This window comes from Microcoleus sp. Pol12B3 (assembly GCF_036701355.1).
Taxonomy (GTDB): domain Bacteria; phylum Cyanobacteriota; class Cyanobacteriia; order Cyanobacteriales; family Microcoleaceae; genus Microcoleus.
On record NZ_JAUBQS010000034.1, the window covers coordinates 1 to 25,775 of the forward strand.

The 25,775-nt window shown below is 43.9% G+C and carries 17 protein-coding genes, 1 tRNA gene and 3 pseudogenes; 14 read left to right on the top strand and 7 right to left on the bottom strand.

The genetic code is table 11. The features are described 5' to 3' along the window. Positions 1-189, top strand: a pseudogene (locus tag QUA53_RS17820) (transposase); the annotation flags it as partial. Between the two features lie 268 nt (positions 190-457). Here the strand turns inward: QUA53_RS17820 and QUA53_RS17825 are convergent. Further along, positions 458-1,063, bottom strand: a complete 606-nt coding sequence (locus QUA53_RS17825) for a Uma2 family endonuclease (protein WP_333098851.1) — start codon at positions 1,061-1,063, stop codon at positions 458-460. 190 nt (positions 1,064-1,253) lie between these two features. Here QUA53_RS17825 and QUA53_RS17830 point away from each other — a divergent pair, with 190 nt between their 5' ends. After that, a complete protein-coding gene (locus QUA53_RS17830) occupies positions 1,254-1,445 on the top strand; it encodes a hypothetical protein (protein WP_333098853.1) in 192 nt (63 codons plus the stop codon). A gap of 21 nt (positions 1,446-1,466) precedes the next feature. Beyond that, a pseudogene (locus QUA53_RS17835) lies at positions 1,467-1,799 on the top strand (Uma2 family endonuclease); the annotation flags it as partial. 62 nt (positions 1,800-1,861) lie between these two features. On the opposite strand, the gene QUA53_RS17840 reads toward QUA53_RS17835, so the two are convergent. Next, positions 1,862-2,536 (bottom strand): methyltransferase domain-containing protein, encoded by a 675-nt coding sequence (locus QUA53_RS17840; protein ID WP_333098855.1) that lies wholly within the window; start codon positions 2,534-2,536, stop codon positions 1,862-1,864. Positions 2,537-2,586: 50 nt separating this feature from the next. Here QUA53_RS17840 and rfbC point away from each other — a divergent pair, with 50 nt between their 5' ends. From rfbC to QUA53_RS17860, 4 genes are all read left to right on the top strand, one after another. Then, positions 2,587-3,132, top strand: coding sequence for a dTDP-4-dehydrorhamnose 3,5-epimerase (gene rfbC, locus QUA53_RS17845; RefSeq protein ID WP_333070549.1), 546 nt, complete (start codon positions 2,587-2,589; stop codon positions 3,130-3,132). A gap of 2 nt (positions 3,133-3,134) precedes the next feature. Next, positions 3,135-4,007 (top strand): dTDP-4-dehydrorhamnose reductase, encoded by an 873-nt coding sequence (gene rfbD, locus QUA53_RS17850; protein WP_333098858.1) that lies wholly within the window; start codon positions 3,135-3,137, stop codon positions 4,005-4,007. Positions 4,008-4,113: 106 nt separating this feature from the next. Then, positions 4,114-5,904 (top strand): hypothetical protein, encoded by a 1,791-nt coding sequence (locus tag QUA53_RS17855; protein WP_333098860.1) that lies wholly within the window; start codon positions 4,114-4,116, stop codon positions 5,902-5,904. Between the two features lie 92 nt (positions 5,905-5,996). Next, on the top strand, positions 5,997-6,971 hold the full coding sequence (locus QUA53_RS17860; RefSeq protein WP_333098861.1) for a glycosyltransferase family 2 protein: 975 nt from the start codon (positions 5,997-5,999) through the stop codon (positions 6,969-6,971). Positions 6,972-7,106: 135 nt separating this feature from the next. Here QUA53_RS17860 and QUA53_RS17865 read toward each other — a convergent pair whose 3' ends face one another. The 5 genes from QUA53_RS17865 to smc form a co-directional block, all read right to left on the bottom strand. Continuing rightward, positions 7,107-8,939 (bottom strand): DUF6798 domain-containing protein, encoded by a 1,833-nt coding sequence (locus tag QUA53_RS17865; RefSeq protein ID WP_333098862.1) that lies wholly within the window; start codon positions 8,937-8,939, stop codon positions 7,107-7,109. A 12-nt stretch (positions 8,940-8,951) separates the two neighbouring features. Beyond that, positions 8,952-11,132: a hypothetical protein gene (locus tag QUA53_RS17870; RefSeq protein WP_333098863.1), complete on the bottom strand. Its 2,181-nt coding sequence runs from the start codon at positions 11,130-11,132 to the stop codon at positions 8,952-8,954. Between the two features lie 81 nt (positions 11,133-11,213). Further along, positions 11,214-12,236 carry an SGNH/GDSL hydrolase family protein gene (locus tag QUA53_RS17875; RefSeq protein ID WP_333098865.1) on the bottom strand — a complete coding sequence of 341 codons (1,023 nt, stop codon included), beginning with the start codon at positions 12,234-12,236 and terminating at the stop codon, positions 11,214-11,216. 291 nt (positions 12,237-12,527) lie between these two features. Further along, entirely contained in the window at positions 12,528-13,553 is a 1,026-nt protein-coding gene (locus tag QUA53_RS17880; protein ID WP_333098868.1) for a PRC-barrel domain-containing protein, read from the bottom strand. A 68-nt stretch (positions 13,554-13,621) separates the two neighbouring features. Continuing rightward, complete coding sequence (gene smc, locus QUA53_RS17885; RefSeq protein ID WP_333098870.1) at positions 13,622-17,512, bottom strand: chromosome segregation protein SMC; 3,891 nt, start codon at positions 17,510-17,512, stop codon at positions 13,622-13,624. Between the two features lie 365 nt (positions 17,513-17,877). On the opposite strand from smc, the gene murA reads away from it, so the two are divergent. The 7 genes and pseudogenes from murA (at position 17,878) to QUA53_RS17925 (ending at position 25,760) form a co-directional block, all read left to right on the top strand. Then, positions 17,878-19,293 carry a UDP-N-acetylglucosamine 1-carboxyvinyltransferase gene (gene murA, locus QUA53_RS17890; RefSeq protein ID WP_333098875.1) on the top strand — a complete coding sequence of 472 codons (1,416 nt, stop codon included), beginning with the start codon at positions 17,878-17,880 and terminating at the stop codon, positions 19,291-19,293. 129 nt (positions 19,294-19,422) lie between these two features. Beyond that, complete coding sequence (locus QUA53_RS17895) at positions 19,423-20,292, top strand: M48 family metallopeptidase (RefSeq protein WP_333098953.1); 870 nt, start codon at positions 19,423-19,425, stop codon at positions 20,290-20,292. After that, positions 20,271-20,352 (top strand) — tRNA-Leu (locus QUA53_RS17900). The genes QUA53_RS17895 and QUA53_RS17900 overlap by 22 nt, the downstream gene beginning before the upstream one ends. A gap of 205 nt (positions 20,353-20,557) precedes the next feature. Beyond that, complete coding sequence (locus QUA53_RS17905; protein ID WP_333098876.1) at positions 20,558-20,776, top strand: hypothetical protein; 219 nt, start codon at positions 20,558-20,560, stop codon at positions 20,774-20,776. 416 nt (positions 20,777-21,192) lie between these two features. Continuing rightward, complete coding sequence (locus QUA53_RS17910; RefSeq protein ID WP_333098877.1) at positions 21,193-22,068, top strand: DMT family transporter; 876 nt, start codon at positions 21,193-21,195, stop codon at positions 22,066-22,068. Positions 22,069-22,456: 388 nt separating this feature from the next. Next, a pseudogene (locus QUA53_RS29270) lies at positions 22,457-23,570 on the top strand (ISAs1 family transposase); the annotation flags it as partial. 402 nt (positions 23,571-23,972) lie between these two features. Further along, on the top strand, positions 23,973-25,760 hold the full coding sequence (locus tag QUA53_RS17925; RefSeq protein WP_333098884.1) for a cellulose-binding protein: 1,788 nt from the start codon (positions 23,973-23,975) through the stop codon (positions 25,758-25,760). The last annotated feature ends 15 nt before the right edge of the window (positions 25,761-25,775 follow it).

A 25,775-nucleotide genomic window follows, 5' to 3' on the forward strand; every position in this document is an offset into this window, starting at 1 on the left:
GGTGCTAGCTACTTGAAAATTGGCTGGAGTTGGGTCAAACAAGCTCTGAACAAGGGCTGGAATTTAATTTCTGTTATCTCTTTTTCTACTAATATTGACCCCGAACCAGTCAAGGCTTCTCGTTTACAACATCAGCAAAGAACTTACCGAATTGAGTTTCAAGCTACCACTGTAGTTTGGGCTAATTAAACTTTTGTCAGTCAATCAGGTTCTCTAGAGGTATGCGGCAAAGACAGCTCAGTTTTGATGGGCGAGTAATTAAATTCTGCTAAAATTTGATCCGTTTCGTAAGGCAACTCAAAGTATGAACGAAATGTATATTCTTAACCTTCCTGTAAGATTTTTTTCTCGATCATACTGTTTGAAATTGCAATGTGTTTATTTGTCAATAATTATAGCAAATCTAAATCATTTATACAGATTTGTAGGGTAGTGGCCCGTGCCTACCCTCTATCGCTTATCCCCAAACTTCTGTCAAATCCAAGACAAACCCCGGCAACACATCTTCACCGGACAAAGTAACAGGATTTTCCAGCACTTCTACATCTTGATTTTGCCTGTAAATTTCTACTTTTCTGTTTTTTCTATCTATCAACCACCCCAAACGAGCGCCATTGTTCATATACTCTTTCATCTTGGCTCGCAGCGGTTCCATGCTGTCAGTTTTAGAACGAAGTTCTACCACAAAATCAGGACACAAGGGAATAAAGCTTTCTTTTTGTTTTGGGGTGAGTGCATCCCACCTTTCTTGACGCACCCAAGCTGCATCGGGAGAGCGATCTGCTCCATTGGGTAAGTGAAAACCAGTAGAAGAGTTAAACGCTTTACCTAGTTTAGTTTGACGGTTCCACAACCAAAGTTGTCCTTCTATGTCGAGATTTTTGTATCCTGTTTCGCCTCCGGTTGGTGGATTCACGATTAATTCCCCTGTTGCTGTTCTTTCTAATTGTAATTCTCGGTTGGCGATGGCCAATTCAACGAACTGTTCGCGGGTAACGGTGAGTGTTAGTGTTAGTGGAATATTGAGTGCAAAGGCGGCGGATGATTGAGTTTGTGTCATCATGTTTGTCCTCAAAGTGATGCTTTATGGCAGCTTCATCCTAATTGGACAAAGCCAGAAATGCTGGATACTTTGTAACTTTTATGATAACACTGAAAAGTGCCATCTACAAAGTGCGATCGCGCTTTTGTCAACCAAAGCTCGATCGCATCTGGTATCATAGAAAAAAAGTTCCCCGCGCAGACGCAAAAACATGATAACTTCTACAGTTATTGCCCAATCGAAAATCTACTCTCTAGAAGCATGGATGGAAAGTCCACCGGATATGCAAGAGTGGGTTGATGGTGAATTATTGGAAAAAAATGGCATGACTCTCAAGCATAGCAATGTGCAAGGAAATCTTTACTTTTATTGGAGAACTTACAAAGACTCTAGCGGACAATAAGGGGAGGTTTATACTGATGTTCCTTGCCGCACCAACCAGCAGGGACGCTATCCTGCTGTTGCTTACCTTCCCCCGGAATTTGTCGCACAATTTGGCAATCTCAAAGTGCTGCCACAAAGTTTTCCTTTCGGTGCTGAAATTGTTTTGCCAACTGATCGGGCGGAAGATCTAATTGCTAAAGCTACAGAATATTTAGAATCGGGAAGTGAGGAAGTTTGGCTGGTATATCCTGAAAACCAATGGATTATTGTAGTAACAAAACAAACCATAAGCATCTTTATTGCTGGGGAAGTTATTAGCGCGCAAATTGTTTTACCAGGTTTTAGCATTCCAGTCGAGGAATTATTAAAATGAGCGATTTCCCTAGATTCTCATTTTCCACCTCTGACGGGAAGTGTCGATCTTGAGAAAGATACTCAATTCTTGTGTTTCGAGGCTTTAACAAACATTTGCCCTCCCAAAGCTCCCCACAAAAAAGGCAATTTTAAGTAAACTTTTAACAGCAAGGGCGAAGCGGGTCTGCCTTTCGTCGAAAACGGTAAAAATCTCGGTATAATCAGGTCAATTTCAAACCCGACAGTTTGTAAAAGCTCTTGCAGCGATAAATGCGTTATCGGTAATTGATGGTCGATAAAATCGTAATATTCCTTGTAGGAGTATTTAAAATTAGGCTGAATTACCAATAAAGAACCGCTCGGCTTGAGGGCATCAAAGCAAAACGAGATAATTTCTACAAGTTCCTCTTTGTTTCGGAGGTGTTCAAAAAAATTTGAGATAAAAATACGATCGAACTGTTCGGTAAAAAATTTATTAGACTCCAAATTTAAAACATCAATGTTCAGCACCTTCACATCAGGATTTGCAAATAACTTTGAATCGGGATTGAGGTCAATCAAACATTTTTTTTCAGCCCTAATTTGATTGATAAACTCGCAGTAACCGCCGCCAATATCTAAGATAGCTGATTCGGGAGGCACATAATCTTGTAAGAATTCGTCAATTAAAACTTTCCAGAGTGCCACCTTCGCTTGCATTTGTCGCGAATCAAAGCGGTTGGCATACAACTTTTTGAGATATGTGTCAGTTTTCATAGTAAAATAGCGTAGACTGAGTATGAGTTTATCACGCGATACAGCCAACTATGAATGTTATATCTACTGAAATACCGGAAGTTCTGATCGTTGAGCCGAAAATTTTCGGAGACGATCGCGGTTTCTTTTTTGAGAGTTTCAATCACAAAGTTTTTGTCGAAAAAACAGGTGTGACGGCAGAATTTGTTCAAGACAATCATTCCAAATCCTCTAAAAATGTGTTGCGCGGTTTGCACTACCAAATGCAGCAGCCTCAAGGCAAATTGCTGCGGGTAGTTGCTGGCGAAATCTTTGATGTAGCGGTGGATATTAGAAAAAGTTCGCCGACTTTTGGGCAGTGGGTTGGCTGTGTGGTGAGTGCAGAAAATAAACGGCAATTTTGGGTTCCAGCGGGATTTGCTCATGGTTTTTTAGTGGTTTCGGAGACGGCTGAAGTTTTGTACAAAACGACAGATTATTACGCACCAGCACACGAGCGGTGTATCCTGTGGAATGATCCCGATTTGGCGATCGACTGGCCGCTAGATGGTGACCAACCAATCTTATCAGCTAAAGACCAAGCTGGACAAACGTTGAAAAGAGCTCAAGTGTTTTGATCATGAAAATTTTACTCGCAGGTGGCAGCGGACAGCTAGCTCAAGAATTGCAGCCGATTTTATTATCTTCGGGAGAGGTAATTGCGGTCGATCGCACTCGCCTCGACTTATCCCAACCCGAAAGCATCCGTCAAGCAATGGCTGAAATTCAACCGGATTTAGTCGTCAATGCGGGTGCTTACACTGCGGTAGACAAAGCAGAAAGCGAACCGGAATTAGCAAATGCAGTCAACGGCATTGCGCCGGGAATTCTCGCAGAAGAATGCGAAAAACTGGGAGCAAGTTTAATTCACTTTTCTACTGATTATGTATTTGACGGCAGCCACGGTTCTGCTTATCTGGAAACAGATTCTACGAACCCACTGGGAACTTACGGTCAATCTAAGTTAGCAGGCGAGGAAGCAATTCGGAAAGCGGGAAACCGAAATATTATTATTAGAACCGCGTGGGTTTACGGCAACGGAGGCAAAGGCAACTTTGTCAAAACTATGCTGAGGTTGGGAAAGGAAAGAGAAGAAATTCGAGTAGTAACAGATCAGATCGGAAGTCCTACTTGGACGGGGGATTTAGCGGAGGCAATTTCGCAAATTATTCCTCTGCTTGGGCCAGAAAGTTTTGGGACTTACCAGTACACTAACAGCGGTGTTTGTAGTTGGTACGATTTTGCGATCGCCATTTTTGAGGAAGCAGCACAACTCGGCCTTCCCCTAAAAGTTCAGCGCGTAATTCCCATCACCACCGCCGAATATCCGACACCCGCAAAACGTCCGGCTTTTTCTGTCCTCTCTACGGTAAAAATATCAGCACTTCTAGGCACGTATCCTCCCCACTGGCGGCAAGGACTCAGAAAAATGCTGGCCAGAGAAGTGAAATAAAAAATCGAGGAAAACTCAAATCGCGAGGGCGAGTTTTGTTAATGAGTTACCTGTTATATCCAAAGTTTCTCACCTCAACTCGTCCCTACAAATTAAAAATCTCCCCATGTCTGAATCTATGAAAGTCAAGCAACAATATATTTTAATTGCCGCATCAGTTCTCGGAATCCTAATACCAGCGTCATATATTTTGTACTTGATATCCCAAGCGGGAGACTTGTCTAATTTTGATTATTGGTGGATGACATGGAATTTTTATTCAGTAGACGGTTTCTCTACAAATCCTTTTGATTGGATATTTCGGGCCAACGAGCATTTTGTCTTGATTCCGGCAATTATTTATGGCTTGAATATAGTTGTCACCCAAGGTTCAAATATTGGTTTATGTTTAGTTGCCTGGTTCTTAGCTTGGATTCAGTGCCACGTATTAATTGCTCTGCTGCCGTTAAAAATGAGGGTTTTTCCGCTGCTATTTATCTCGCTAGTTCTTTGTATTTCTATTTTTAACTTTACTCCTGCTGCGGCTCACAATTGGATGCGGGGATTCAGCGGAGTTCACTGGATAATTGCTAATTTATTTGTGATTTGTTCGATATTTTGTTTGCAATCCTATGCGACGCTTTTGTCAAGGAAGAAGGAGGCTCCGCCTCTGGATCTACATTACCAGGCTCTGCCTGGTAATGTAGAATGGAAACAAAATAAGTGGGTAATTGGCAGCATTGTTTTTGGCGTTTTAGCCTGTATTAGTTACAGCACTCCTTTAGCTTTGTGGCCGATATTGTGTGCTGCTGCTGTTGTGCTGCGGTTTCCTCGGCGAATAACTTGTTTGTATTTCATTGCTTCGATTGCAGTGATTGGCATTTATTTTTTAACTTATAAAACTCCATCTCATCACCCTTCTTTAACTAAAATCAACCCGCTCAAAACTCTCGAGTATATTCCCATTTATCTCGGCGGAATTTTTAGCGAAAATATTATTTTTGCTTCAATTATTGGTATAATTGGTTTGATGGCAGCAACTGGTTTTGTCGGTTATTGGCTATTGGTAAAAAAGGTCGATCGCCCAGATTGGCTGCCTTGGCTATCAATCCAACTTTACACGCTGCAAACGGCGTTAATGGCAGCGGTTAGCCGATCGGGATTTGGCGTCGAACAGGCCACCGCTTCCCGCTACGCGACACTCCCAGCTTTGTTTTGGATGAGCACAATTGTGCTGACAGTATTGTGGGTGCGCGAGTTGCAGCCAAAACCAAGAATTCAAGGGCGTTGGCTGACACCGCTGTTTGCAGTCGCGACAGTCGCGATTATTTTAATGTACGGGGTGGGAGGCGAAACTGCAATGGCGATCGCCCGCAGAGCCACCTATCAACCGTTAGTAGCATTATCACTGCAATTAGGAATCACCGACGTAACGCTAATTAAAGACCGCGTAGGCAACAAACCCGCCGCTTTTATCGGATTAATTGACGCCTTAAAAATTAACAACTTAGTGCCATTTAACCGAGACATCAAAAAACACAATTTCTGTGCAGCATTAGACACAAAAATCGACCCAAATTTACTGTCAGCGCCCAAAGACGGAGTACCCGGATTTTTTGATACAGCCACCGCACTTGCACCAACAGCAGCGAGAGTAATTGGCTGGGTAGGAGACCCCGAAAACAATGTAAAATGTATTGCCATTCTCAACCAAGAAAATGTCGTTCGAGGTTTCGCCATGTCAGGATTTCCGCGCCCAGATTTAGTTAACTTGTTTGGCCCTTCCTACGAATTCGCCGCTTGGAGAGGATACATTCAAACATCACCAACAGATAAATTATTGACAGCCTATGCTTCCTTTAAAAACCGCAAAGGTTGGGTAGCATTGCGAAACTCCCAAGTTATCAATAAAAACTAAAAAACCTCTCTTTCTCCTCCTCTGTGCCCTCTGCGCCCTCTGCGGTTAATAAAAAAATCTCATTGACAACACAAATGAAATAGAATAGCCCTATGCCAAAACATCTCAGCTTCGTAATCCCAGTTCACAACGAAGAAGCTACCCTCAAATTGCTGTTTGAAAAAATCCAACTTGTCATGTTTCAAACAGAAATTGACAGTTACGAAGTGATTTTCATAGATGACGGTAGCCGCGATTATTCGTGGCAAGAAATCACTGATTTAGCCAGCCAACATCCCAAAATCATTAAAGCGATTAAACTGCGCCGCAACTTTGGCAAATCCGCCGCACTTTCAGCAGGATTTCGCAATGCAGCAGGGATAATTATCTTTACTCTCGATGCTGACCTTCAGGATGACCCCGCTGAAATTCCCAAATTTTTACATCATTTAGAATCGGGATTTGATTTAGTTTCCGGTTGGCGAAAACAGCGGAACGACCCGCTTTCTAAAACTTTACCTTCCAAGCTGTTTAATGCTGTTGCGTGTTTGCTGACTGGGGTGCAAATGCACGATATGAATTGCGGTTTTAAAGCTTACCGTAGGGAAGTTTTGCAGTCGATTAAATTGTACGGGGAATTGCACCGCTACATTCCAGCTTTAGCAAACAATTTAGGGTTTAAAATTGGGGAAGTAGTTGTAGAACATCATCCGCGAAAGCACGGAAAATCTAATTACGGCTGGGAACGCTATGCGCGGGGATTTATTGATTTGTTGACAGTGTTAGCCACGACGCAGTATTTACACAAACCGGGTCATTTGTTTGGAGGTTTGGGATTATGTTTTGGCTTGGTTGGAACTGTTTCGCTGAGTTATTTGATAGTTATTTGGTTTCTGAATTTGGCGGGGATGAATTTTGGGCCGATCGGGAATCGACCTTTGTTATTTTTTGGGATTTTGTGTACAATTCTGTCGGTGCAGTTGATTTCTTTGGGGATTTTAGCTGAGTTGATGGCGCGGAATGTGGATGCTGATTATGTGGATAAGCAAATTAGCGAAATTATTGATGATTCTGGTTTTGATATTTAACCGCAGATTAAAGCTGATTAACGCTGATTAACGCAGATAAATCGGCGATGGAATTGCTTACAGACAAGCAAACTCTGTCTATGCTGACTCAGATAAAATTATAATTGGGATTTAACAAGTTTTACCAATTACCTCTTACCTAATTTTATACAGTATCCATTTGCCTTGTTTGTCTGCGATTTCCCCTGGAATATTTGGATGCCAGTCAGTACGAGTCAGGATATAATCGGCATGATAATTTTTGGCTACTTTGACTAAATCTGAACTGCTGCGGCGGATGAAAAAGTCATTTCCTCCCCAGATCATTTGCGGGTTTAATGGCACTCCTAAAACGGTTTCCATGCGACTTTGCCATTCTTTGATGCCTTTTTCGGTAAAGGGAAAGTTTTTGAAGTTGACGACAATCGCTCTTTCGGAGAAAAACTGAAAGCTGGTAACTGAAGGTGGAATTAATACGAGTGAATCGCGGCTGCTACTTTGCGAAAATCGGACAGCTAATTTGCTTAAGTCGTCTCTGGGAAAGGCATTGATATTAACTCTTGTTTGAAATACATTTAATATAGGTTTGGGCAGAATTCCTGCTACTCCAAAAACTAAGGTGGCGGTAGTTATTAAGGCTAATGTGTGAGTTATAGCCTGTTTGATCGATGTAGCTAGGGATGTTTTTTCTAAAATGAATGGGAAAGCGAGGATTGAGAAAAGGACGGGGATGCTAATTATGCGATCGCCAACTATTTCCCATGAATCAGTCACCGGATATATCAAGCTGAAAATTACCGTTCCTGCTGCTAAAATCCACAACAATATATTATATCGTTTGGGCAATACGTAATTTTTTGTTTGCCAAACTGATAATGCTAAGAAAATGATGCCCCTAAAAGGCAACGTTAGTACAGCTAACAGCAACAAGCTAACAGCTATTTGTTTTTCTCTGTAAAGTCGCTCGACCATCAAAGCTACAGCAATAAATATAATTATTTGAGCAAAAGGTACGGTTCTAGCTAACTGTAGTTTGGCGATAAAAGCCAGCGGGTAAACTTCTACAAATACGTAATTCAGAAACAGTGCAAAAATCGATGTACCAACAATTACATAAAAATTAATCTTGTCTTCTTTGGGCAATAAATAGGAGTTTTTGATGCAAAGCAAGCCACCCATTATGAAACATATAAAGTTGAACCAATTCCCCACATCCCAATTAGACGGGAGGATGTGGTGGGGGTTGCGGACTGTTGCGTGAATGTAGACAAACTCGGCGTTGTCGATAGTGTGAGTGCTGGTAGTACCTGTTAATAACATCGGTACGTAAACGATACTTGCCATTGCTGCTAAAAGTGCGATCGCTAAAATCAATGTTTTGAACTTCCGCTGTTTTACAGATTCAATAACTAAAACGGGAATCATCATCAATCCCGGCAACAAACCAACTAAAAATTGCAGCAGACAAGCCAGTCCAAAAAATAAATATCCGGTCAGCCATTTTTGGCGCAAACTAAAGTAAATGCCCCAGATTGCGAAGGCCATAGCGAAGGTACTGGGTACTGATTTATTGGAAAATATCAGCGTGTTACCAACATCTGTAAATGAAGCGGCTATACATAAAAAAGCCATCGCTGCAGCAGGTAGTTTTGAATTAGTATAAATATTGATAATTGCGTAGCAAGCTAGGATAAATGAACCGAAGGCTAGGAATTGATAAATAAAGTGCGCTAGGGGAATGCTGGTTCCTAAGTTTGCGAGCAAATAGATGATATAATAATAGTAGTATCTCGGATTGAATTTAACCATTTCCTGAACGTAATAGTCATTTTTGTAGAGTTCAGGATTTAACATAAATTTAATGGGTGGCACTTCGGGGAAATTGCCTCCAATTGGGAAAATATAGCCAGTGGCCATCAGGGAACCGATGATGACAAAAGTATAGAGAGATAGATTAAAATACCAGTGAGATTTTTGGTGTTTTTGCATTGACGGTTCCACTTACCTACTGACAGCCAAATTGTTAATCTCCAGTCGGCATTGGTTTGTTAAATCCTGTTTGCTGCTACTCAATACCTCAAGCAGCAGATAAATGGGATTTTTGCCCTCAACTAATAGATTTAAGCCGATCGCACTTTTTTGACTATAAGCCATCTCTGCTGAGTCTACTAATTTACCTTGCTTGTCCCACAAAGTCAAGCGCAGGACAACTCCCGGACATTGCTTGTTAAGTAAATTGAGTTTGCCTGTAACTTTCGCTTTGTCGGAGATGGAACCTAAATAGAGGAAAGATGTATCGAGTTTCTTGCTGTTTTTAATTGGATGAGTTACAATATTATATAGGTTATCCGATTCTTGACTGACTGAATAATTGGCACTTGTGTAGATTGATTGATGCAAACTAATCCAATCTAACTGCGTGCCCGGTCGATCGACTATTTGGCGCTGCATCGCCTCCAGAGCCCTAACTGCCGTTGCTGTATCAGTCGACCGCACCCTCCGGTAAACGCTGACAGTCACGCCGTTTTCTAGCTTAAACTGTTCCGGTAGCAATTGGAAATCGCGGGCAATTTCCCAGTTTTGAGTAAAGGCATCGTACACAACTTTAACAACATCTTGTTCGTGCGATCGCAAAACTTGTTCGTCACTCGGTAACACCTGCTGAAAGGGTGTAGCAACCACCGCATATTGTGACTGCAACAACTCCGGTAGCGGGTAAGTATCGCGCGAGTCAATTTGCGGCCTCCCGATGGTATTTAATTTCCACCAGCCCTCCGGCGGGTTTAATTTGCGGTTGGCTTGTCGGAGTATGTTAGCATTAAAACTGTTAGAAGCACCGGCAATATAAATCGGTTCTTCATTTGGTGCTAATTTTCGCAGAAATTCTACTAATTTTATAACTTCGTCGTAATCCGATCGCACTAACGGCGGAAAATTACCCACAAACAGTCTTGGCAAATCAATTTTCAGAGGAATTAACCCGACTGCAGCATTTACAAGCAGGTACAAACCCGCCGCGCCCAGCATAAAATACCGGAATTTTCCCTTGAGTGTCAGCCAAGCTGTCCAGAAAAATGTGGATAGTCCTAAAAGTGCGATCGGTGTAATATGAATTGTATAGTGCAAGTAGCCGTAACGCAAAACTAACAGCCATTCAACCACCGACAAAACCCCAAACAACGAAACAAAAATAGCCGTCGCCGGAACCAGCTTTCGAGTGAGAATTCCCGCAGAAAAACCAATCAGTACCAGCAGCCAAGTGCCCAAACCGTAAAAATCTGCATAACGAGTTAAAATATCATTTACAGGCAAACTCCAAGCGACATACAAATTGCGGTAGTCAACCGTCAGAGCACTGCGAGTAAAATCTCCCGCTACCAACATTAAAATAGTAAAGCTAGTTGCAGCTATCAATACCAATTTAACAGCGGATTCAAACAAGCTTCTGTAGGAAAACGGCACTGGGGCGTCCTTGTCTTTTGGAGACGACAACGACGTTTTTTTACAGTATATTAGTACAATAAACTCGATGAGAACCTGTAAAGTCGCTGCACCCAAAAATGCGATCGCACTATAAGCAAAATGACGCCGCAACAGAATCGCCGCCGCCAGCAAAAACCCAATTAACGGGATTTTCCACCAAGATTTCAGCTTAACATCCTGCAAATAAACCCAAATTGCCAAGGCTACAAACACACAGCCGCCAGTATCCAGATATCCCCGCAGAGTCGGTATCCAACTCATCGGAATTAATAAACTCAGCAGCACCGTTGACCAAAAGACCCGGCGGGAATAAACTGGAATTAGCTTTGCAGAAATTGCCCCCAGCAACAGGCGAAACGGCAGCACATAAATCAGGGATACGCTGAGAATGTAACTTAGTCGAGACTCGCCAAATAATAGAATAAACGGCACTAACGGCAGAGAGATTAACAGGTTTTTTTCCTTAGATAGCGATTCTATAACTCCGCGCCATGCTTTATCTGGCGACTCTCGAAATAAATTTGCCGTGTTGACTGTAGCGGTATTGTATCCCGCGTAATCCCACCAATAAAAAGTATGTTCGCTGGATACATAGATTGATGTTACTGCAACTGTGAGGAGAACAAGTAAAAACAGGAAAAACCCATCAATTAGAAATTTTCGAGGCAATTTAAAAGAAACAAAATCAAATAATCCCATCAGTCTAGCAACCCTAAATAACTTCTAAACTTCCTCTTTATCTCTTCCTTCGCGCCCTTTGCGCCTTCGCGGTTCGTTAACTTACTTTAAAACAGTACGTTGCAAAAAGCCTTCCAACTTTTCTGCATATTGCCGATTGGCGATCGCACTTGGATGAAGGTCATGAGGTAAATTATTATTGGCAGGTATTTTCAAATCAACAGAAATATCCGCCGTAGCAATTCCCTGCTGACTTAACTCCTCCAACATCTTAGCAGAACCTGTATTAATTCCCGCCACAACTAACTTAACACCATTAGCCTCAGCCACATGGTTAAACTCTTCAATAATTGCCTTAGAAACCTCGTGACTTTTGTACAATCCCTCTTCAAATTGATTGTAATTAACCTCCAAAAAATGGCTTAATGCAGAAACCCGCATCAGCGGGAACTCGTGATATTCAAGTTTTGCCATTTTGTAGGTAAAATTATTTTCTCCATTCAGCCTAGCATCGGGCTGGAATAAAATACCCAGTTTATTCCAAGCAGCCATTTGCTTTCTTCTCGCCCTTAACAAAGTATTGCGGCGGTCGTGAAATCCCGCATAAGCAATCACCGCCATTTTTGGTTTATTTCCTTGTTTGAGTGCTTCTTTGAATTGAATCAACGAGTGCAGCGTGCCATACCCGTTAACGCCAAAATTTACTATTTCATACTTGGGTAATTTTTCTTGCAGCAACCAAGCATAAGTTTCACTATCATTCAATGACCAACCGTAGGTAAAAGAACAGCCAAATATCCAAATTTCTGGCTTTGTGGACGATAAATTGTAAGTATTGAGGGGATGAGTTATTCTTAAACTATTATTGAGATGAGTGGCATTAAATGAGTAATTACCGTTAAGTGTCACCTTGAATTTACCAGGCAAATGCTTGTAGCCGAGTTCCGAGTCTTTGGTAAAAAAGTTACCTTTTGGTTCGACCGCAACATCAACATTTTCTATTTGCCAGGGTTTGTATCCCGCAACTCGCAAGACAATTTCAGCCGTGGTGGTAGATAAAAAAATTGGAAAAATTAGATATGTTATTAATCTGAAAATAAAGGTTTTAATAAAAGTTTTTTTCATAATTTAGCGTAGGGGCGGCTTTTACAAACAATATTTGAGGTTCACCAACAATTTAGATAAACCCGCCCCCCACACAGCCGATAATCTAGATTAACCTGATGTTCGAGATAGTCCAAAAAAAATGTAGATTCCGATTATTGGTTGGGCGGGGGCGAGTTTATTGTATTGTTGGTTTTACGCCGATATGGTTGGTGAAACCCGCCCCTACAGGCCATTGTAGGGGCGGATTTCACAACTATCTATTTCTAAAACAAACAATCTCGTAAACCCGTCCAACCGAGGGATTAATTTCTAATAACCAGGCTCCTCCTCATACTCAGGAGTCTTAGTTTTCTCAGGGATATTTACCCGAGGAGCCTGGTAAGGCTTCGGTGCCTCATCGTCAGCCCAAGCATCAGCCTCCACATCATCCTCGTACTCGTACTCCACCACTGGCTGCTTCGGGCGAGAAATCTCAGCGCGAGTGTATTGGGGTTTCTCCTCGTACTCCTCCTCTTCGTAATCGTCCTCCTCGCCGCCCCAATTATCCTCTTCGTAATCCTCGTAATCCTCGATTGGCGGCTGCTGTGCCTGCACCGCGCGCATCGGCGGCTGGCGAACCGCAGGCCGATTCCACTCTAAATCCTCATCCCAAGGAACTTCCTCCACCGCAGGCGCAGCTACGCGGCTCCGCATTTCCGGTGCAGGTATCCGCACGCCCGGGCCCAATTGATTTCCCGTAGCCACGGGTTTCGGATAATAACCTGCCTCGTCTTCTTCTCGTTCCCAAGGTGCTTGACCCAAACCGACGCGCTCGAGCAAACCCACACTAAGCTGTCTGAGCCTTTCCTCGGAACCTTCAAACACAATCAAGCGATTCGGGCCGCTGCTGACAATTTCTTCAATGCCCAACTCGTAAGTGCTGAGAACTTGGTCGGGGATTTGGGGGATTCCCAAGGAAGCGATAATTATAGAAACTAACTTACCGTCTTCGGGGTCGAACCTAAAGCCCCGCACCCTACCTAAAAGTTCGCCGGTTTCGGTAATAACTTCGCTGTTAATCAAAATGCTGTAGACTTCAACATCAACATCATCTTCGATCGCGCTCTCATCTTCCACCAACAGCACGTCGCCGATTTCGCTGACATTGCTGAGGAACATAAACTTCGGCATTCCAGCGACCGCAAATATATTATCACGCAGACCGATCGCCACAACTTCCCGCCGGTCAATGTCCACCCACAATTGACTGACCACCCCCAAGCGTTTACCTCTGTCGCGGGTGATGACTTGAGTGCCTAGAATATCGGAGCGTTGGCAGATTTGTTCGGATGTCATTCTAACTTTAATCCTGATTTATTAAGTACATATATCACTCAACACGAGCGTTAACATAAACTCCGGGACTACAACTTCAGTCCTATGACTTGAGTATAAGCTCCCCGTGCTTGAGTAACGCCAATTGTACGCTCAGCCGATTGAATCATAGGTCGCCGCAAACTCACAACAATAAACTGGGCTTGTTCAGACTGTCGTTTTATCATTCTAGCTAATCGCTCCACATTTGCCCCATCGAGAAACATATCCACTTCATCAAAAGCGTAAAACGTAGACGGGCGGTAGCGTTGCAGCGCAAAAATAAAACTCAGCGCCGTCAGCGACTTTTCGCCTCCAGACATGGAAGCCAGCCGCTGTACGGGTTTGCCCTTCGGGTGAGCCACCAAATTCAAGCCGCTGCTGAAGGGGTCTTCCTGGTCATCTAGCTGGAGATAGCCATCGCCTTCGGAAAGTTCCGCAAAGATAGTCTGAAAGTTCTCGTTAACCGCGTCGAAAGCTTCTTTAAAAGCGCGCCGCCTGAGTGTGGTAAAGTTTTCGATTCTCAACAGCAGTTCAGTGCGTTCTCCTTCCAATGTCGTCAATTTTTGACTCAATTCTTGAAGGCGCTCTTGAGTGCGGTTGTACTCTTCCAAGGCTAGCATATTGACAGGTTCTAAAGCTTGAATGCGTTTGGCGATCGCCTTTACTTCTTGCTGCAATTCCGTCAAATTGGCTTTCTCGACATTTTCAGGAATCGACGGCACGGGGTCGGGCATTTCCGCCCGCTGCGCTTCCAATAGAGTGCGGACTGCGCTCAATTGTTCCCGGCGTTCTTGCTGGGTTTCGTGAAGTTTTTGCAACTGCCATTGTAACTGTTGTTTGGCTAAATGCTGTTCTCGCAATTGAGATTCGGCCCGATCGCGCTCTCCCTTCTGCACGCCCAATTTTTCCTCAATTTCCCCCAAAGCCGCCTTAGCTGCGGCAATTTGTCCATCGAGTTCTAACTGCTGGGAAACAATGCGATCGAGTGCATCCGCCCCCGCATTTTGCTGCACTTGCCATTCCTGCAATTTCTCGCTGCCTTCCTTAATTTTGTCTTCCAAACGCCCGAATTGATTTTCCAAGTCTACAAGGCGTTGCTGGACGTTTCTCAGAGCCAATTCTCGCTCTTGCAGTTGCGCTTCCAGAGCGCGCAAACTCGATTGCATTTGCTGCCATTCGCTGTGACTGTTCGACTCTTCCAACTGCGCCAAAGTTTGCCGGTACTGCTGCAATTGAGTTTCCTGTGCGGGCAATTCTCGTTCCAGCAACTGCAATCTCGATCGCGAATTAGTTAATTCCTGTGTATTTTTCGCAATTTGCGATCGCACTTGTTCCTGTTGCGCTTGCAAATTCTTAATTTCCGAATCCAACTGTTCCAAGCGCAACTGATGTTCGCGCAAATTTTGTTTTGCTTCCATCAATTCTTGGCTGCGAGTTTTAACTGCAACAGAAGCGCGATCGATCGCAATTTTGCACCGTTCCAAAATCCGCTCAATTTCCTCCAACCTTTCTTGCAGAGATGCGATCGTCCGCGCTTCACTAGCAGCCTCACTAGCCTCAACCGTGCCAAAATGCAAGGTTGATCTGTTAGTAGAACTTCCCCCAGTCATCGCCCCGCTAGTTTCCAAAATTTCCCCGTCCAAAGTGACAATCCGGTACTGTCCCAAATAGCGACGGGCGTCGCTGAGGTTGCTAAACACAACCGTACTGCCAAAAACGTAAGCAAAAATTTCCTGATACCGCGAATCGCAATCAATCAAATTAACAGCCGCATCCACAAACCCAGCCGCGCGCCGCAAATTTTCATTCACCGAATACCTGCCGCCTCTAATCTTATTCAAAGGCAAAAACGTCATCCTTCCCGCCCGTTTTTGTTTCAACAATTCGATCGCAGCAGCAGCCACGCTGTCATCTTCCACCACCATATTTCCCATGCGCCCGCCCGCCGCTATTTCCAGCGCCAACTGATAGCGCGGTTCTACCCTGCCCAGTTGCGCCACCAAGCCGCAAACTCCGCCAATTCCGCTTTGCGCGACAATTTTTGCCGTAAACGTTCCCGTCGCTTCTTGCAGTGCTTGAAACTGCACTTCTAGTTTGTCTAATTTGCGCTGTCTTTCCCGCTGTTCTTCCAACAAACGAGTTTGAGTTTCCTGTTGCAGTTGCAATTCTTGTTCGGCTTCGACTAAAATTTGATTCAGCGATTCTACTTGCAAAGATGCCACGCCTTTGGTTTCCACCAGGCGAGATTGCTGCTCTTTTTTCGCTGCAATTTCCTGTTCCAATACTTGCAGCGATTGGTTTTGTTCTTGAATTTGACTTTGCAGGCGATCGGCTCTTTCGCCAATGGTAGCTTGTTCTGTACGCTGCGGTTCCAAAGTTTGTTGAATTGTTTCGATTTGGCGGTGCAGTTCCGTTTGCTGCTGTACCCAAGCTTCTGCCGTGGAGGCGATCGCATTTGCAATTTCCCGATTTTCATCTAAACTTTGCTGGGCTGCGTCCCGCTGTTCCTGCAAACTTCCTATTTGAGACTTAACATAAGATATTTCAATCTCTATTTGCTCCAAACTTTGCCGGAATTGGCGAACTTCTTCCTCGGTTTGTGCTATGTTAGCCGCCATTTGCCCAGCAGTTTTTTCCAAATCCTGTTTGCGGTTTTGCAGTTGCCGCCGTTCCGCTTCCTGAGTCGCAATCGTCGCTTGCAAAGCCAACAATTCTGACTCTCCCAAAGCTTTAACGCGGGCATTCAGCGCGTCAAGTTCGGCGGTTGCTTCTTGAATTTGAGTGTTAATTGTTTGCAGTTGTTCAGTGAGAGATGCAGAAGTGCGCTCGCCCGTTTCGATTTGTTCTCGCAGCTTCCATTCTTGCTGCTGCAATTGCCGGAATTTCAGCACAATTTCCCACTGCGACTTTTCTTGAAATTCCGCCCGCAGCTTTTGATATTTTTCCGCTTTTGTGCGATCGGAAGCAAGTCTGTCCCGCTGAGAAATCAGTTCTTTTTCCACAATCCGGCTGCGTTCTTCCACCTCCTTAACTTCATCCAACTTCTGCCTAGCTAAAGAGATTTTGCGATCGAACTGAGCCACACCAGCTAATTCGTCAATGATTTCTCTGCGTTCCTTAGAATTCATCGAAATAATGCTGGTAACGTCTCCTTGGAGCACGACGTTATAGCCTTCGGGATAAATTCGCAAGCGGTTGAGTTGTTCGTGAAGTTGAGTCAGCGTGCAAGGTTGGCCGTTAATGTAATAAGTTGAAGTGTAAGTACCTTGGCGAGTTACCCGAAGTTTCCGCGTCACACTCCACTCATCCGATTTTGGATTTTCGATTTTGGATTTTTTATTACTAGCGAGTAGTTGTCCGTTGTTGTCTTGAGTTGCTGCGATTTCAATCTCTTCTACGTCTTCAACAGATAACTCATCCGATTTTGGATTTTGGATTTTGGATTTTCGATTGACAGCAGATGAGTGGCCGTTGTTGTCTTGAGTTGCGGCAGTTTCTATCCCTTCGGCTTCTTCAACAGATAGAGGCGATTCTTGATTGACAGAAGATGATTGTCCGTTGTTGTCTTGAGTTTCGGCAGTTTCTATCGCTTCGACTTCCTCTGCTTCAACAGATAACTCATCTGCTGCATTTTCATCCTCATCTTCATCCTGGGCGAACCATTCCTCTCCCACATCTTCCAGCGCAAAAGTCGCTGTCACGCTAGCTTCGATCGTACCGCGTTTGTTTTGGGCGCTGTTCACCAAATCCGGCAAACGTTCAGCCCGCATTCCCTTAGAACTCGAAAGTCCGAGACAAAACAGCAAAGCGTCGAGGATGTTGGACTTCCCAGAACCGTTGGGCCCGGAAACCACAGTAAAACCGGGCAGCACGGGAATGGCCGTCGTGCCGCCAAAAGATTTAAAGTTAGTCAGTTCGATCCGTTTAATGTGAACCATATGCTAGGAGTAGCTTTGGCTCTAGGTTGTTGTCACAGGGTAGCACAGGCAATGGGGCGATCGACAATGTGTAAACTTTCTGGCATTGTCGATCGAACCGATATCTTACACCTTTGTCAACAACAGAGTCAGCTTTTACTTAAAAAGTTCGTTGACAAAGGTACAACATCTGTGATTTTAGCGATCGCTACAAATGAACGTAAATTTTGATACAGATAACTTCATGAGACTAGATCAACATTATTTGTGCGCTAAAACCTGAAAGCCTTGTCCAGATTGAATGTCAGCAAAGATAATTCCCAGATTTCCTCATGTTACCCCTAGACATATAAAAAGTTTCCGGTAAAATCGAACCAAAATTAATAATGTATAAAGTAACGAAACCCATTATGGAGGGCAAACCCATTACACCAGCTCAAAACTCCTCTAACCTGCCAGCTTCACCTGAAAGCGACCAACAAGTATTGCAAATTTGGGGTCGCCAGCCCCTTAAAGGACACGTTAAAATCAGCGGCGCCAAAAACTCGGCCTTAGTCGTCATGGCAGGAGCCTTGCTCTGCCCAGAGGATTGCCGTCTCCGCAACGTTCCCGGTCTAGTCGATGTCGCCCGCATGGGGCAAATTCTCTCGGCTGTAGGAGTCAAATTACAGCAGCACGAAGACGTTTTAGACATCAACGCCAGCAACCTCATAGACGCTCAAGCCCCCTACGAATTAGTCAGCCAACTGCGGGCGAGCTTCTTCATCATCGGCCCACTGCTAGCGCGTTTGGGATTTGCCAAAGTGCCCTTACCCGGTGGGTGTGCCATCGGGGCCCGACCCGTTGAACTCCACGTTCGCGGTCTGCAAGCCCTCGGTGCCGAAGTTCACATCGACCACGGCACCGTTCACGCTTACGTCAAAGGGCCGAACCGCCGCCTGAAAGGAGCCAAAATTTATTTGGACTACCCCAGCGTCGGCGCAACTGAAACTTTGATGATGGCGGCGACTCTCGCGGAAGGAGAAACCATAATTGAAAATGCGGCTCAAGAGCCGGAAGTCGCAGATTTGGCGAATTTCTGCCGCGCCATGGGAGCAAAAATTCAAGGCGCCGGCACGAATACGATCGTCATTTCGGGAGTTCCCAAGCTGCACGCGGTAGACTATTCAATTATTCCCGATCGCATTGAAGCCGGAACATTTTTAGTAGCAGGAGCCATCACTCACTCGGAAATCAGTTTGTCGCCGGTCATTCCCGACCACCTGACCGCAGTCATTGCCAAATTGCAGACAATTGGGGCGAAAATTATTGCAGAATCCCCCGACATTTTGCGGATAGTTCCCGGCCAAACTCACTCTGCCACAGACATTGAAACTCTGCCTTATCCCGGTTTCCCCACAGATATGCAAGCTCAGTTTATGGCTTTGCTGACGCTGAGCGAAGGCGACAGCTTGATCAAAGAAACTGTGTTTGAGAATCGCTTGCGCCACGTAGCAGAACTCAACCGCATGGGCGCCGACATTCGCCTTAAAGGCAATGTAGCGATTGTGCGCGGAGTGTCGCGGCTGTCGGGTGCGCCGGTAGTGGCAACAGATTTGCGGGCTTCGGCGGCGTTAGTGTTAGCGGGACTTGCAGCCGATGGTGTCACCACCATCAGTAGCTTGCAGCACTTAGACCGCGGCTACGAGCAGTTAGAGGTGAAGCTGCAAAAATTGGGAGCTAAGTTGCGACGGGTCAAAGAGGGTACAGACCCGGCGACTGCTGAGGCTCCTGTCAATCCCGTGCGATCGGGTTTAAAGTAGTCAGAAGGAAGAAGGAAGAAGGAAGAAGGAAGAGGAAAAAAGGAAGAAGCAAAAGAATTCCCCATGCCCAATTCCCCATGCCCCATTCCCAATTCCCTATTCCCAATTCCCCATTCCCAACTGACTAAAATGTCGAACATACCGCTCATCGGTTTGAAAGCAGACCAGTTTCGCCACCCGCTAGACTTGGAAGCCACCAACACGCTCAAACAACTGCCCGGCCTGGATTTGATGGTGCGGCAGTTGCTCGGACAACTGGGCGAACAGTTTTTCATGCTGGAAAATCTGGCTTCCAGCGTCCAAGTCGGCGAAAATCAATTGCCCCACCTGCATCAATTGCTAGTGGATGCCTGCAAAACTCTGGATTTGGAGGTGCCGCAGCTTTATGTCCGCCAGCATCCTATGCCGAATGCTTACACCTTTGCGATGCGGGGAAAACAGCCTTTTGTGGTGATGCACACTTCTCTGATTGATTTGCTCACGGACGAGGAGGTTAAGGCAGTAATTGCTCACGAGTTGGGGCATTTGAAGTGCGAGCACGGAGTTTACTTGACTCTGGCTAATTTAATTGTGTTGGCCGCCGGCCAAATTTCGCCTGTGGGAGCCGTACTCGCGCAGGGTTTGCAGGCGCAAATGTTGGAATGGTTGCGGTGTGCGGAATTTACGTGCGATCGCGCCGCCTTGCTCGCCACCCAAGACCCAAAAGTGGTAGCATCGCTGTTGATGAAACTGGCCGGAGGTTCGCCGACTTTAGCTCCGAAACTGAATGTCGATGCGTTTTTGGCCCAGGCGCGGGCCTACGACGACCTCAGCACCACTCAACTGGGAGAAATGCTCAAACAAGCTCAAACGGCTCAGTTGTCCCATCCTGTACCAGTATTGCGCGCCAGAGAGATCGATCGCTGGGCAAGTTCAAAAGATTATGAATCTTTGCTTGCAAGAAATCGATCGGTGTGTTATGATGGTGAAACCCAAAAGGGCGGGTGGCGAAATTGGTAGACGCATCAGACTCAAAATCTGACACCGAAAGGTATGAGAGTTCGATTCTCTCCCCGCCCACTGCTAAAAAAGCTAGTGATGCCTTAATAAAGAACTGTGTGTAAAGTAGCCCAGTAGCTCCAAGTGCAGATATCATCACTTGATATCGCCCTTGCTGGTGGCTTTGGTTGCTAGCTGAGTATTTTCCGAACTTCAGTTGAAATAACTCATGAGCAACCGCACTATTACTTTCATCTGCTTTTTTATGTAATAAAAACAGAAAGAGATGAGTAATGAGGCAAGCAATATACCTTCTTTGGATTTAGCCATCGTTCCAGGCACAGTTTATATCCAAGATTGTGTCTGGAATCAGTTAAGTAAACTGTATACTCTTGATTTAGCCACAGGTAAAGCAACATTCATCGGTAAGATCATTACAGAAGTGTATGATATTGCCTTTGTTGATTCACAACTCTATGGCATGGAGCGAGTACGAGTTCGATAAAATGCTCGTTGCTGCTGATTTCGCACCACTGAAAGATGAGAAAGATGTATCGGCTCAATAATTCGGGGCGGACTACCCACTCACGAACGATTTTGCGTCATTTGAGGTGCATCGTTGAGCGATTTACCCCGGATTATTGAGCGGGTACGGTAGAAATATATCTTGGGTGTCCGAAGAAAGGAAGGAAGAAATCCCAAACTGCAACCGAATTGCTTCCTTCCTCTATTCGGACATGATGGTATTGATTTATCTTCACCGCCCATTGCTAAAAAAGCTTAATAAATCTAGGGTTCCCGGTAGCCTACCTGGAACCCTAATTTATATGGCATGGGGAATCGGGCATGGGGAATTGGGAATTGGGCATGGGGAATTGGTAACAACAGTCAACAGTCAACAGTCAACAGTCAACAAATTTTATGGGTGAAATTGCCGCTTTAGGCGCTGCATTTGTCTGGGCTCTATCTTCCACCATCTGGCAGCGAGTGGGACAGCAAATCCCCGCAGTGGTGCTAAACTTGCTCAAAGGTGCGATCGCCCTTTTCATGCTCCTTGCCACTATACTAATTTTAGGTAAACCCTTACCCGCAATCAACCCTAATATTTTAGCAATGCTGCTCATCAGCGGCGGCCTAGGAATTGGCATCGGAGACACCGCTTTCTTTATCGTCTTAAAATATTTAGGCGCGAGGCGAACGCTGCTTTTAGAAAGCCTATCTCCCCCTTTAACAGCTTTATTGGGCTTAATATTTTTGCAAGAACAGTTATCGGCCATTGCTTGTACAGGCCTTCTTTTAACAATCTGCGGCGTAGCGTGGGTAATTGCAGAACGAACAGCCGAAACAACCTTATCATCAAAAAATCTTTGGCAGGGATTAGGTATTAGTTTATTAGGACAAACAACCCACGCCGCTGGAGCAATTTTATCCCGCGCCGCCTTCACTCAAATAGATATCGATCCCCTGTGGACGGCGGCCTTGCGTTTGAGCGGCGGTATGGCAGTCATGCTATGCTTTTTGAACCCAAAAAACCTTGATAGTTTCAAACAATTAAAAGCGCCAAAACTATTAGGTGCAATAATTATAGCAGCTTTTTTAGGAACCTATCTCGGAATTTTCCTACAACAGACTTCCCTGAAATATGCACCCGCAGCAATCGCTCAAACACTCAGTTCTACCAGTCCCCTCTTTATACTGCCTTTAGCGGTGTTGGCGGGCGAAAAAGTGAGCATTCGGGCTGTTTTGGGGGTAGTTGCTGCGATCGGTGGAATCGCCTTATTATTGGGTTTGAAGTGATAATATTTTACACAACAGAAGTGTTGCGTGTCCATAAACAATCAAAAAATAGGTTCTTGCGTACTTAGTGTGATTAAATATTAGTTTAAGTAGCCACAAACTAAACTACGTCTTAACTAACTGAAAAAACGCATGAATTTAAGTTAAATATTGCTAAAAAATCTTGCCCCGCAAGAATTTGGGGCATCTTTTGATAAAAATTAGCATACTAAGTAGGGCTTGCTGAATAAGCGATCGCACTTTACGTGGCTAGGGTAAGCTCATAAAATTTGGTAGGAATTGTACTTGACATACAAGAACCGAGCATGGTGAAGGAGAGAAACCTATCTAAAAACACAATCTCTAAGAAACATCATTGTGTCTCAAGGCTTTAAAATTAAATCTGTTGATGCCAAAAAAAAGTTCAGACCCTGTGAAAAATCCCAAAGCTGTGCTAGAAATTGGAGTTATTCAAAATAGTTTAGTTAAGCAATTAGGAGGACTAAAAGACCCCAGAGTACAGCGAAAGAAGAAACATCAACTCACCGACCTTTTAGTAATTTCAAGATTAGCCATAATTGGCGGCGCGGGATGGGAAGACATCGAGAACTACGGCATTAATAAACAAACCTGGTTAAAATATTTTTTGGCATTACCAAACGGTATTTCTTCAGATGATACGTTTCATCGGTATTTGAGTGCATAGATTCAGAAGCCTTAAATCAGTGTTTTCTCAATTGGCTAGAAACCTTGGTCACGAATATGGCAGGAGAGATTATACCTAGAGATGGCAAGACAATTAGGGGTTCATACGACCGAAATCAAGTCTTTGCAGCCCTTCATCTAATTAGTGCCTAGCCGAGTACGCAACGTCTGGTATTAGCACAGATGAAAGTAGAAAATAAATCTAATGAGATTACAGCCATTCCCGCATTATTAGAATTGCTGAATATCACAGACTTGATTATCACCATTGATACTATGGGAACACAAACAGAGATTACCAATAAGATTATCCAGGATAAAGGTGATTATGTCCTAGGACTTAAAGCCAATCACCAAACTTTATATAATCAAGTTCAGCAATGGTTTTAAACGGCGCAAGGGCAGAATTTTCATTTAGTTGATGTTAGCTATGTCAAACGTATTGCAACAGGACATCAGCGAGGGAAATTCGGGAAGTTTGGACTGTACCCGTTAGTGATCTTTCTCAACTTTATTAACCTAAAATCTAGGCAGGATTGCAAAGCCTGGTAATGTTTGTCCGTGTACGTCATGTTTGGAACAAAACTACTCGTGAAGTTCAGTTTTATTTAACTTCTTTAGATAGTAATCTTCAACTTATTGGTCAAGCTATCCGTAAAAATTGAGGGATTGAAAACGAAGCCCATTGGACTCTCGATGGTATTTTTGCTGAAGATGCTTGCCGGATTCGCTCTTTCCACAGTCAGCGCAATTTTACTATTCTACAACGTATTGGACTCAACGCTCTCAATCGCGAACAGGCTTATAAATGTAGTCTCTGACAAAAAATTAAACGGACATCTATAAACAACGATTATATGATTTAAGTTCTCAGATATTTTTTCATAGACTCTACATTAGATGACTCTGATTCCTTATGTCAAACCTAATTGAGATGCTCTTACCCTGGTACAGTATCAATTGATATTAACATTCGACTAGAATTCCCCTCAACTTCAAAAACTCCGAAAAAAGAAGATTTGGATAAAGAGGATTAGATTGGCGATCGCACTTGGGGACAGAAAGGGCGATCGCGCCTCCACTGAGATAGAAAAATGTTAATAAATGTTAATAATTTTATAGCTGATAGTTTGAGAAGGAGCTTTTTGATAACATATAAAAATTAAAACTGCCTCACCCACTTCGATTTTACCTAAAACAATCCAATTTTAGTCAAATTTATGTTTCGATTAAGTATCAGCTCGAACAAAAAAGCTCTGGGCTTTGTGCTGGGTTTATTAATTTTTGTCATTTTTATTCCCGGATGTTGGGCTTTAACAACTAATATTGCTCCCACAGCAGCACGGCAAGTAGATAGCAAAGTAGCTGTGCGTGCAGATGTACAAAATACATCAAATTCTCGCTCTTCTTTAGGAGTTGGGCTTAATGGCATTGCTGACTACTCCACACAATTACCATTTTTAGATGCTTTCAAATCTTCTAGAAGATGGATAACTCAATGCGTCAGCGGACAACCAAACTGTAAAGGTGAATGGGATACAGAGGAGTATAATCTTTTAAATCTTGATGCAAATGGGTGGGTAAAGTCTCTTCCATCCCCCGAAGATGCTCCTAAATATACTAGGGTAAGTACCCTATTACTTAGGGAAATCCCCAATCGCTATCCTTCAGGGCAATATATTGTTACCTATGAGGGTGAAGGTGCGATCGAATATAGCTTGGATGCCAAAAAAGATGAGGCTGCGTCGAAACCTGGGAGGGATATCATTAATGTCGATGCCACACAAGGCGGAGGCATAATGATTATAATTACTGCTACCGATCCAAAGAAAACAGGGAACTATATCCGCAATATTAAAGTTGTTCACTCTCAAGATGAACAGCTTTATCAAAGGGGTGAAATATTTAATCCGTTGTTTATAGACAAGATTAAAAAGTTTAGAGTATTGCGTTTTATGGACTGGATGGGGACAAATGGTTCGGAACAAAAAGACTGGTCTAACCGACCTAAACCTGAGAGTATATCCTATGCTTACAGAGGAAATGTTCCCATAGAAGTTATGGTGAAGTTAGCTAACAAAGTCCAAGCAGATCCCTGGTTTAATATGCCGCATCAGGCTACGGATGAATACATGACTAACTTTGCTAAAATGGTCAAAGATAGTTTATATCCGAAGCTGAAAGTTAATGTAGAGTATTCTAATGAGGTTTGGAATTGGTCATTTCCACAATCGAATTATGCTTTGAAACAAGGTAAAGCGAGGTGGGGAGATAAAGGCGATGCTTTTATGCAATGGCATGGAATGCGTAGTGCTCAAATGTGCGATATCTGGAAAAGCGTCTTTGGGGAGCAAAAGAATCGAGTTGTTTGCGTGTTGGGAACTCAAAGAGCTTGGAGAGAGTTAGGAAATTATGCTTTAGATTGTCCCTATTGGGTAGCTGAGGGCAATAAACCTTGTTATCAACACGGCATAGATGCCTATGCAATAGGGGGATATTTTAGTGGAAACTTGGGCGGGAAAGAAAGTGTCAGCAAAGTACAATCTTGGTTGAATGACGCCGATGGCGGGTTTGGCAAAGCTTTTAAGCAATTAAAAGATGGCGGGTTACTGCCGGGGTTCAAAGATAGTTTGTCTGATGTGGATAATGACTTTAAGTATTTCTTAGATGTGGCTCAAAAAAAAGGTCTTAAGTTATTTGTTTACGAGGGGGGTCAACATATTGTAGGTATTGAAGGAGTTCAGGATAACGAAAAACTGACCAAATTTTTTATGGAATTAAATAGGCGTCCAGAAATGTATGATATGTACACCCAATTACTGAATAGTTGGAAACAAGCTGGAGGCAGTCTTTTTATGCACTTTGTGGATGTGAGTTCATTTAGTAAGTGGGGAAGTTGGGGGGCTTTGGAGTATGTGGAACAAAAGGGTTCGCCTAAGTATGATGCTTTGATGGATTTTATTGATAAGAATCCTTGCTGGTGGGATGGCTGTGCTCTGGAGGGATGATGAGGAATTGGGTGC

Bases quoted from the DNA above. Each gene is read 5' to 3' on its own strand.
- QUA53_RS17825 (WP_333098851.1), bottom strand. From the start codon at position 1,063: ATGATGACACAAACTCAATCATCCGCCGCCTTTGCACTCAATATTCCA.
- QUA53_RS17830 (WP_333098853.1), top strand. From the start codon at position 1,254: ATGATAACTTCTACAGTTATTGCCCAATCGAAAATCTACTCTCTAGAA.
- QUA53_RS17840 (WP_333098855.1), bottom strand. From the start codon at position 2,536: ATGAAAACTGACACATATCTCAAAAAGTTGTATGCCAACCGCTTTGAT.
- rfbC (WP_333070549.1), top strand. From the start codon at position 2,587: ATGAATGTTATATCTACTGAAATACCGGAAGTTCTGATCGTTGAGCCG.
- rfbD (WP_333098858.1), top strand. From the start codon at position 3,135: ATGAAAATTTTACTCGCAGGTGGCAGCGGACAGCTAGCTCAAGAATTG.
- QUA53_RS17855 (WP_333098860.1), top strand. From the start codon at position 4,114: ATGTCTGAATCTATGAAAGTCAAGCAACAATATATTTTAATTGCCGCA.
- QUA53_RS17860 (WP_333098861.1), top strand. From the start codon at position 5,997: ATGCCAAAACATCTCAGCTTCGTAATCCCAGTTCACAACGAAGAAGCT.
- QUA53_RS17865 (WP_333098862.1), bottom strand. From the start codon at position 8,939: ATGCAAAAACACCAAAAATCTCACTGGTATTTTAATCTATCTCTCTAT.
- QUA53_RS17870 (WP_333098863.1), bottom strand. From the start codon at position 11,132: ATGGGATTATTTGATTTTGTTTCTTTTAAATTGCCTCGAAAATTTCTA.
- QUA53_RS17875 (WP_333098865.1), bottom strand. From the start codon at position 12,236: ATGAAAAAAACTTTTATTAAAACCTTTATTTTCAGATTAATAACATAT.
- QUA53_RS17880 (WP_333098868.1), bottom strand. From the start codon at position 13,553: ATGACATCCGAACAAATCTGCCAACGCTCCGATATTCTAGGCACTCAA.
- smc (WP_333098870.1), bottom strand. From the start codon at position 17,512: ATGGTTCACATTAAACGGATCGAACTGACTAACTTTAAATCTTTTGGC.
- murA (WP_333098875.1), top strand. From the start codon at position 17,878: ATGTATAAAGTAACGAAACCCATTATGGAGGGCAAACCCATTACACCA.
- QUA53_RS17895 (WP_333098953.1), top strand. From the start codon at position 19,423: ATGTCGAACATACCGCTCATCGGTTTGAAAGCAGACCAGTTTCGCCAC.
- QUA53_RS17905 (WP_333098876.1), top strand. From the start codon at position 20,558: ATGAGTAATGAGGCAAGCAATATACCTTCTTTGGATTTAGCCATCGTT.
- QUA53_RS17910 (WP_333098877.1), top strand. From the start codon at position 21,193: ATGGGTGAAATTGCCGCTTTAGGCGCTGCATTTGTCTGGGCTCTATCT.
- QUA53_RS17925 (WP_333098884.1), top strand. From the start codon at position 23,973: ATGTTTCGATTAAGTATCAGCTCGAACAAAAAAGCTCTGGGCTTTGTG.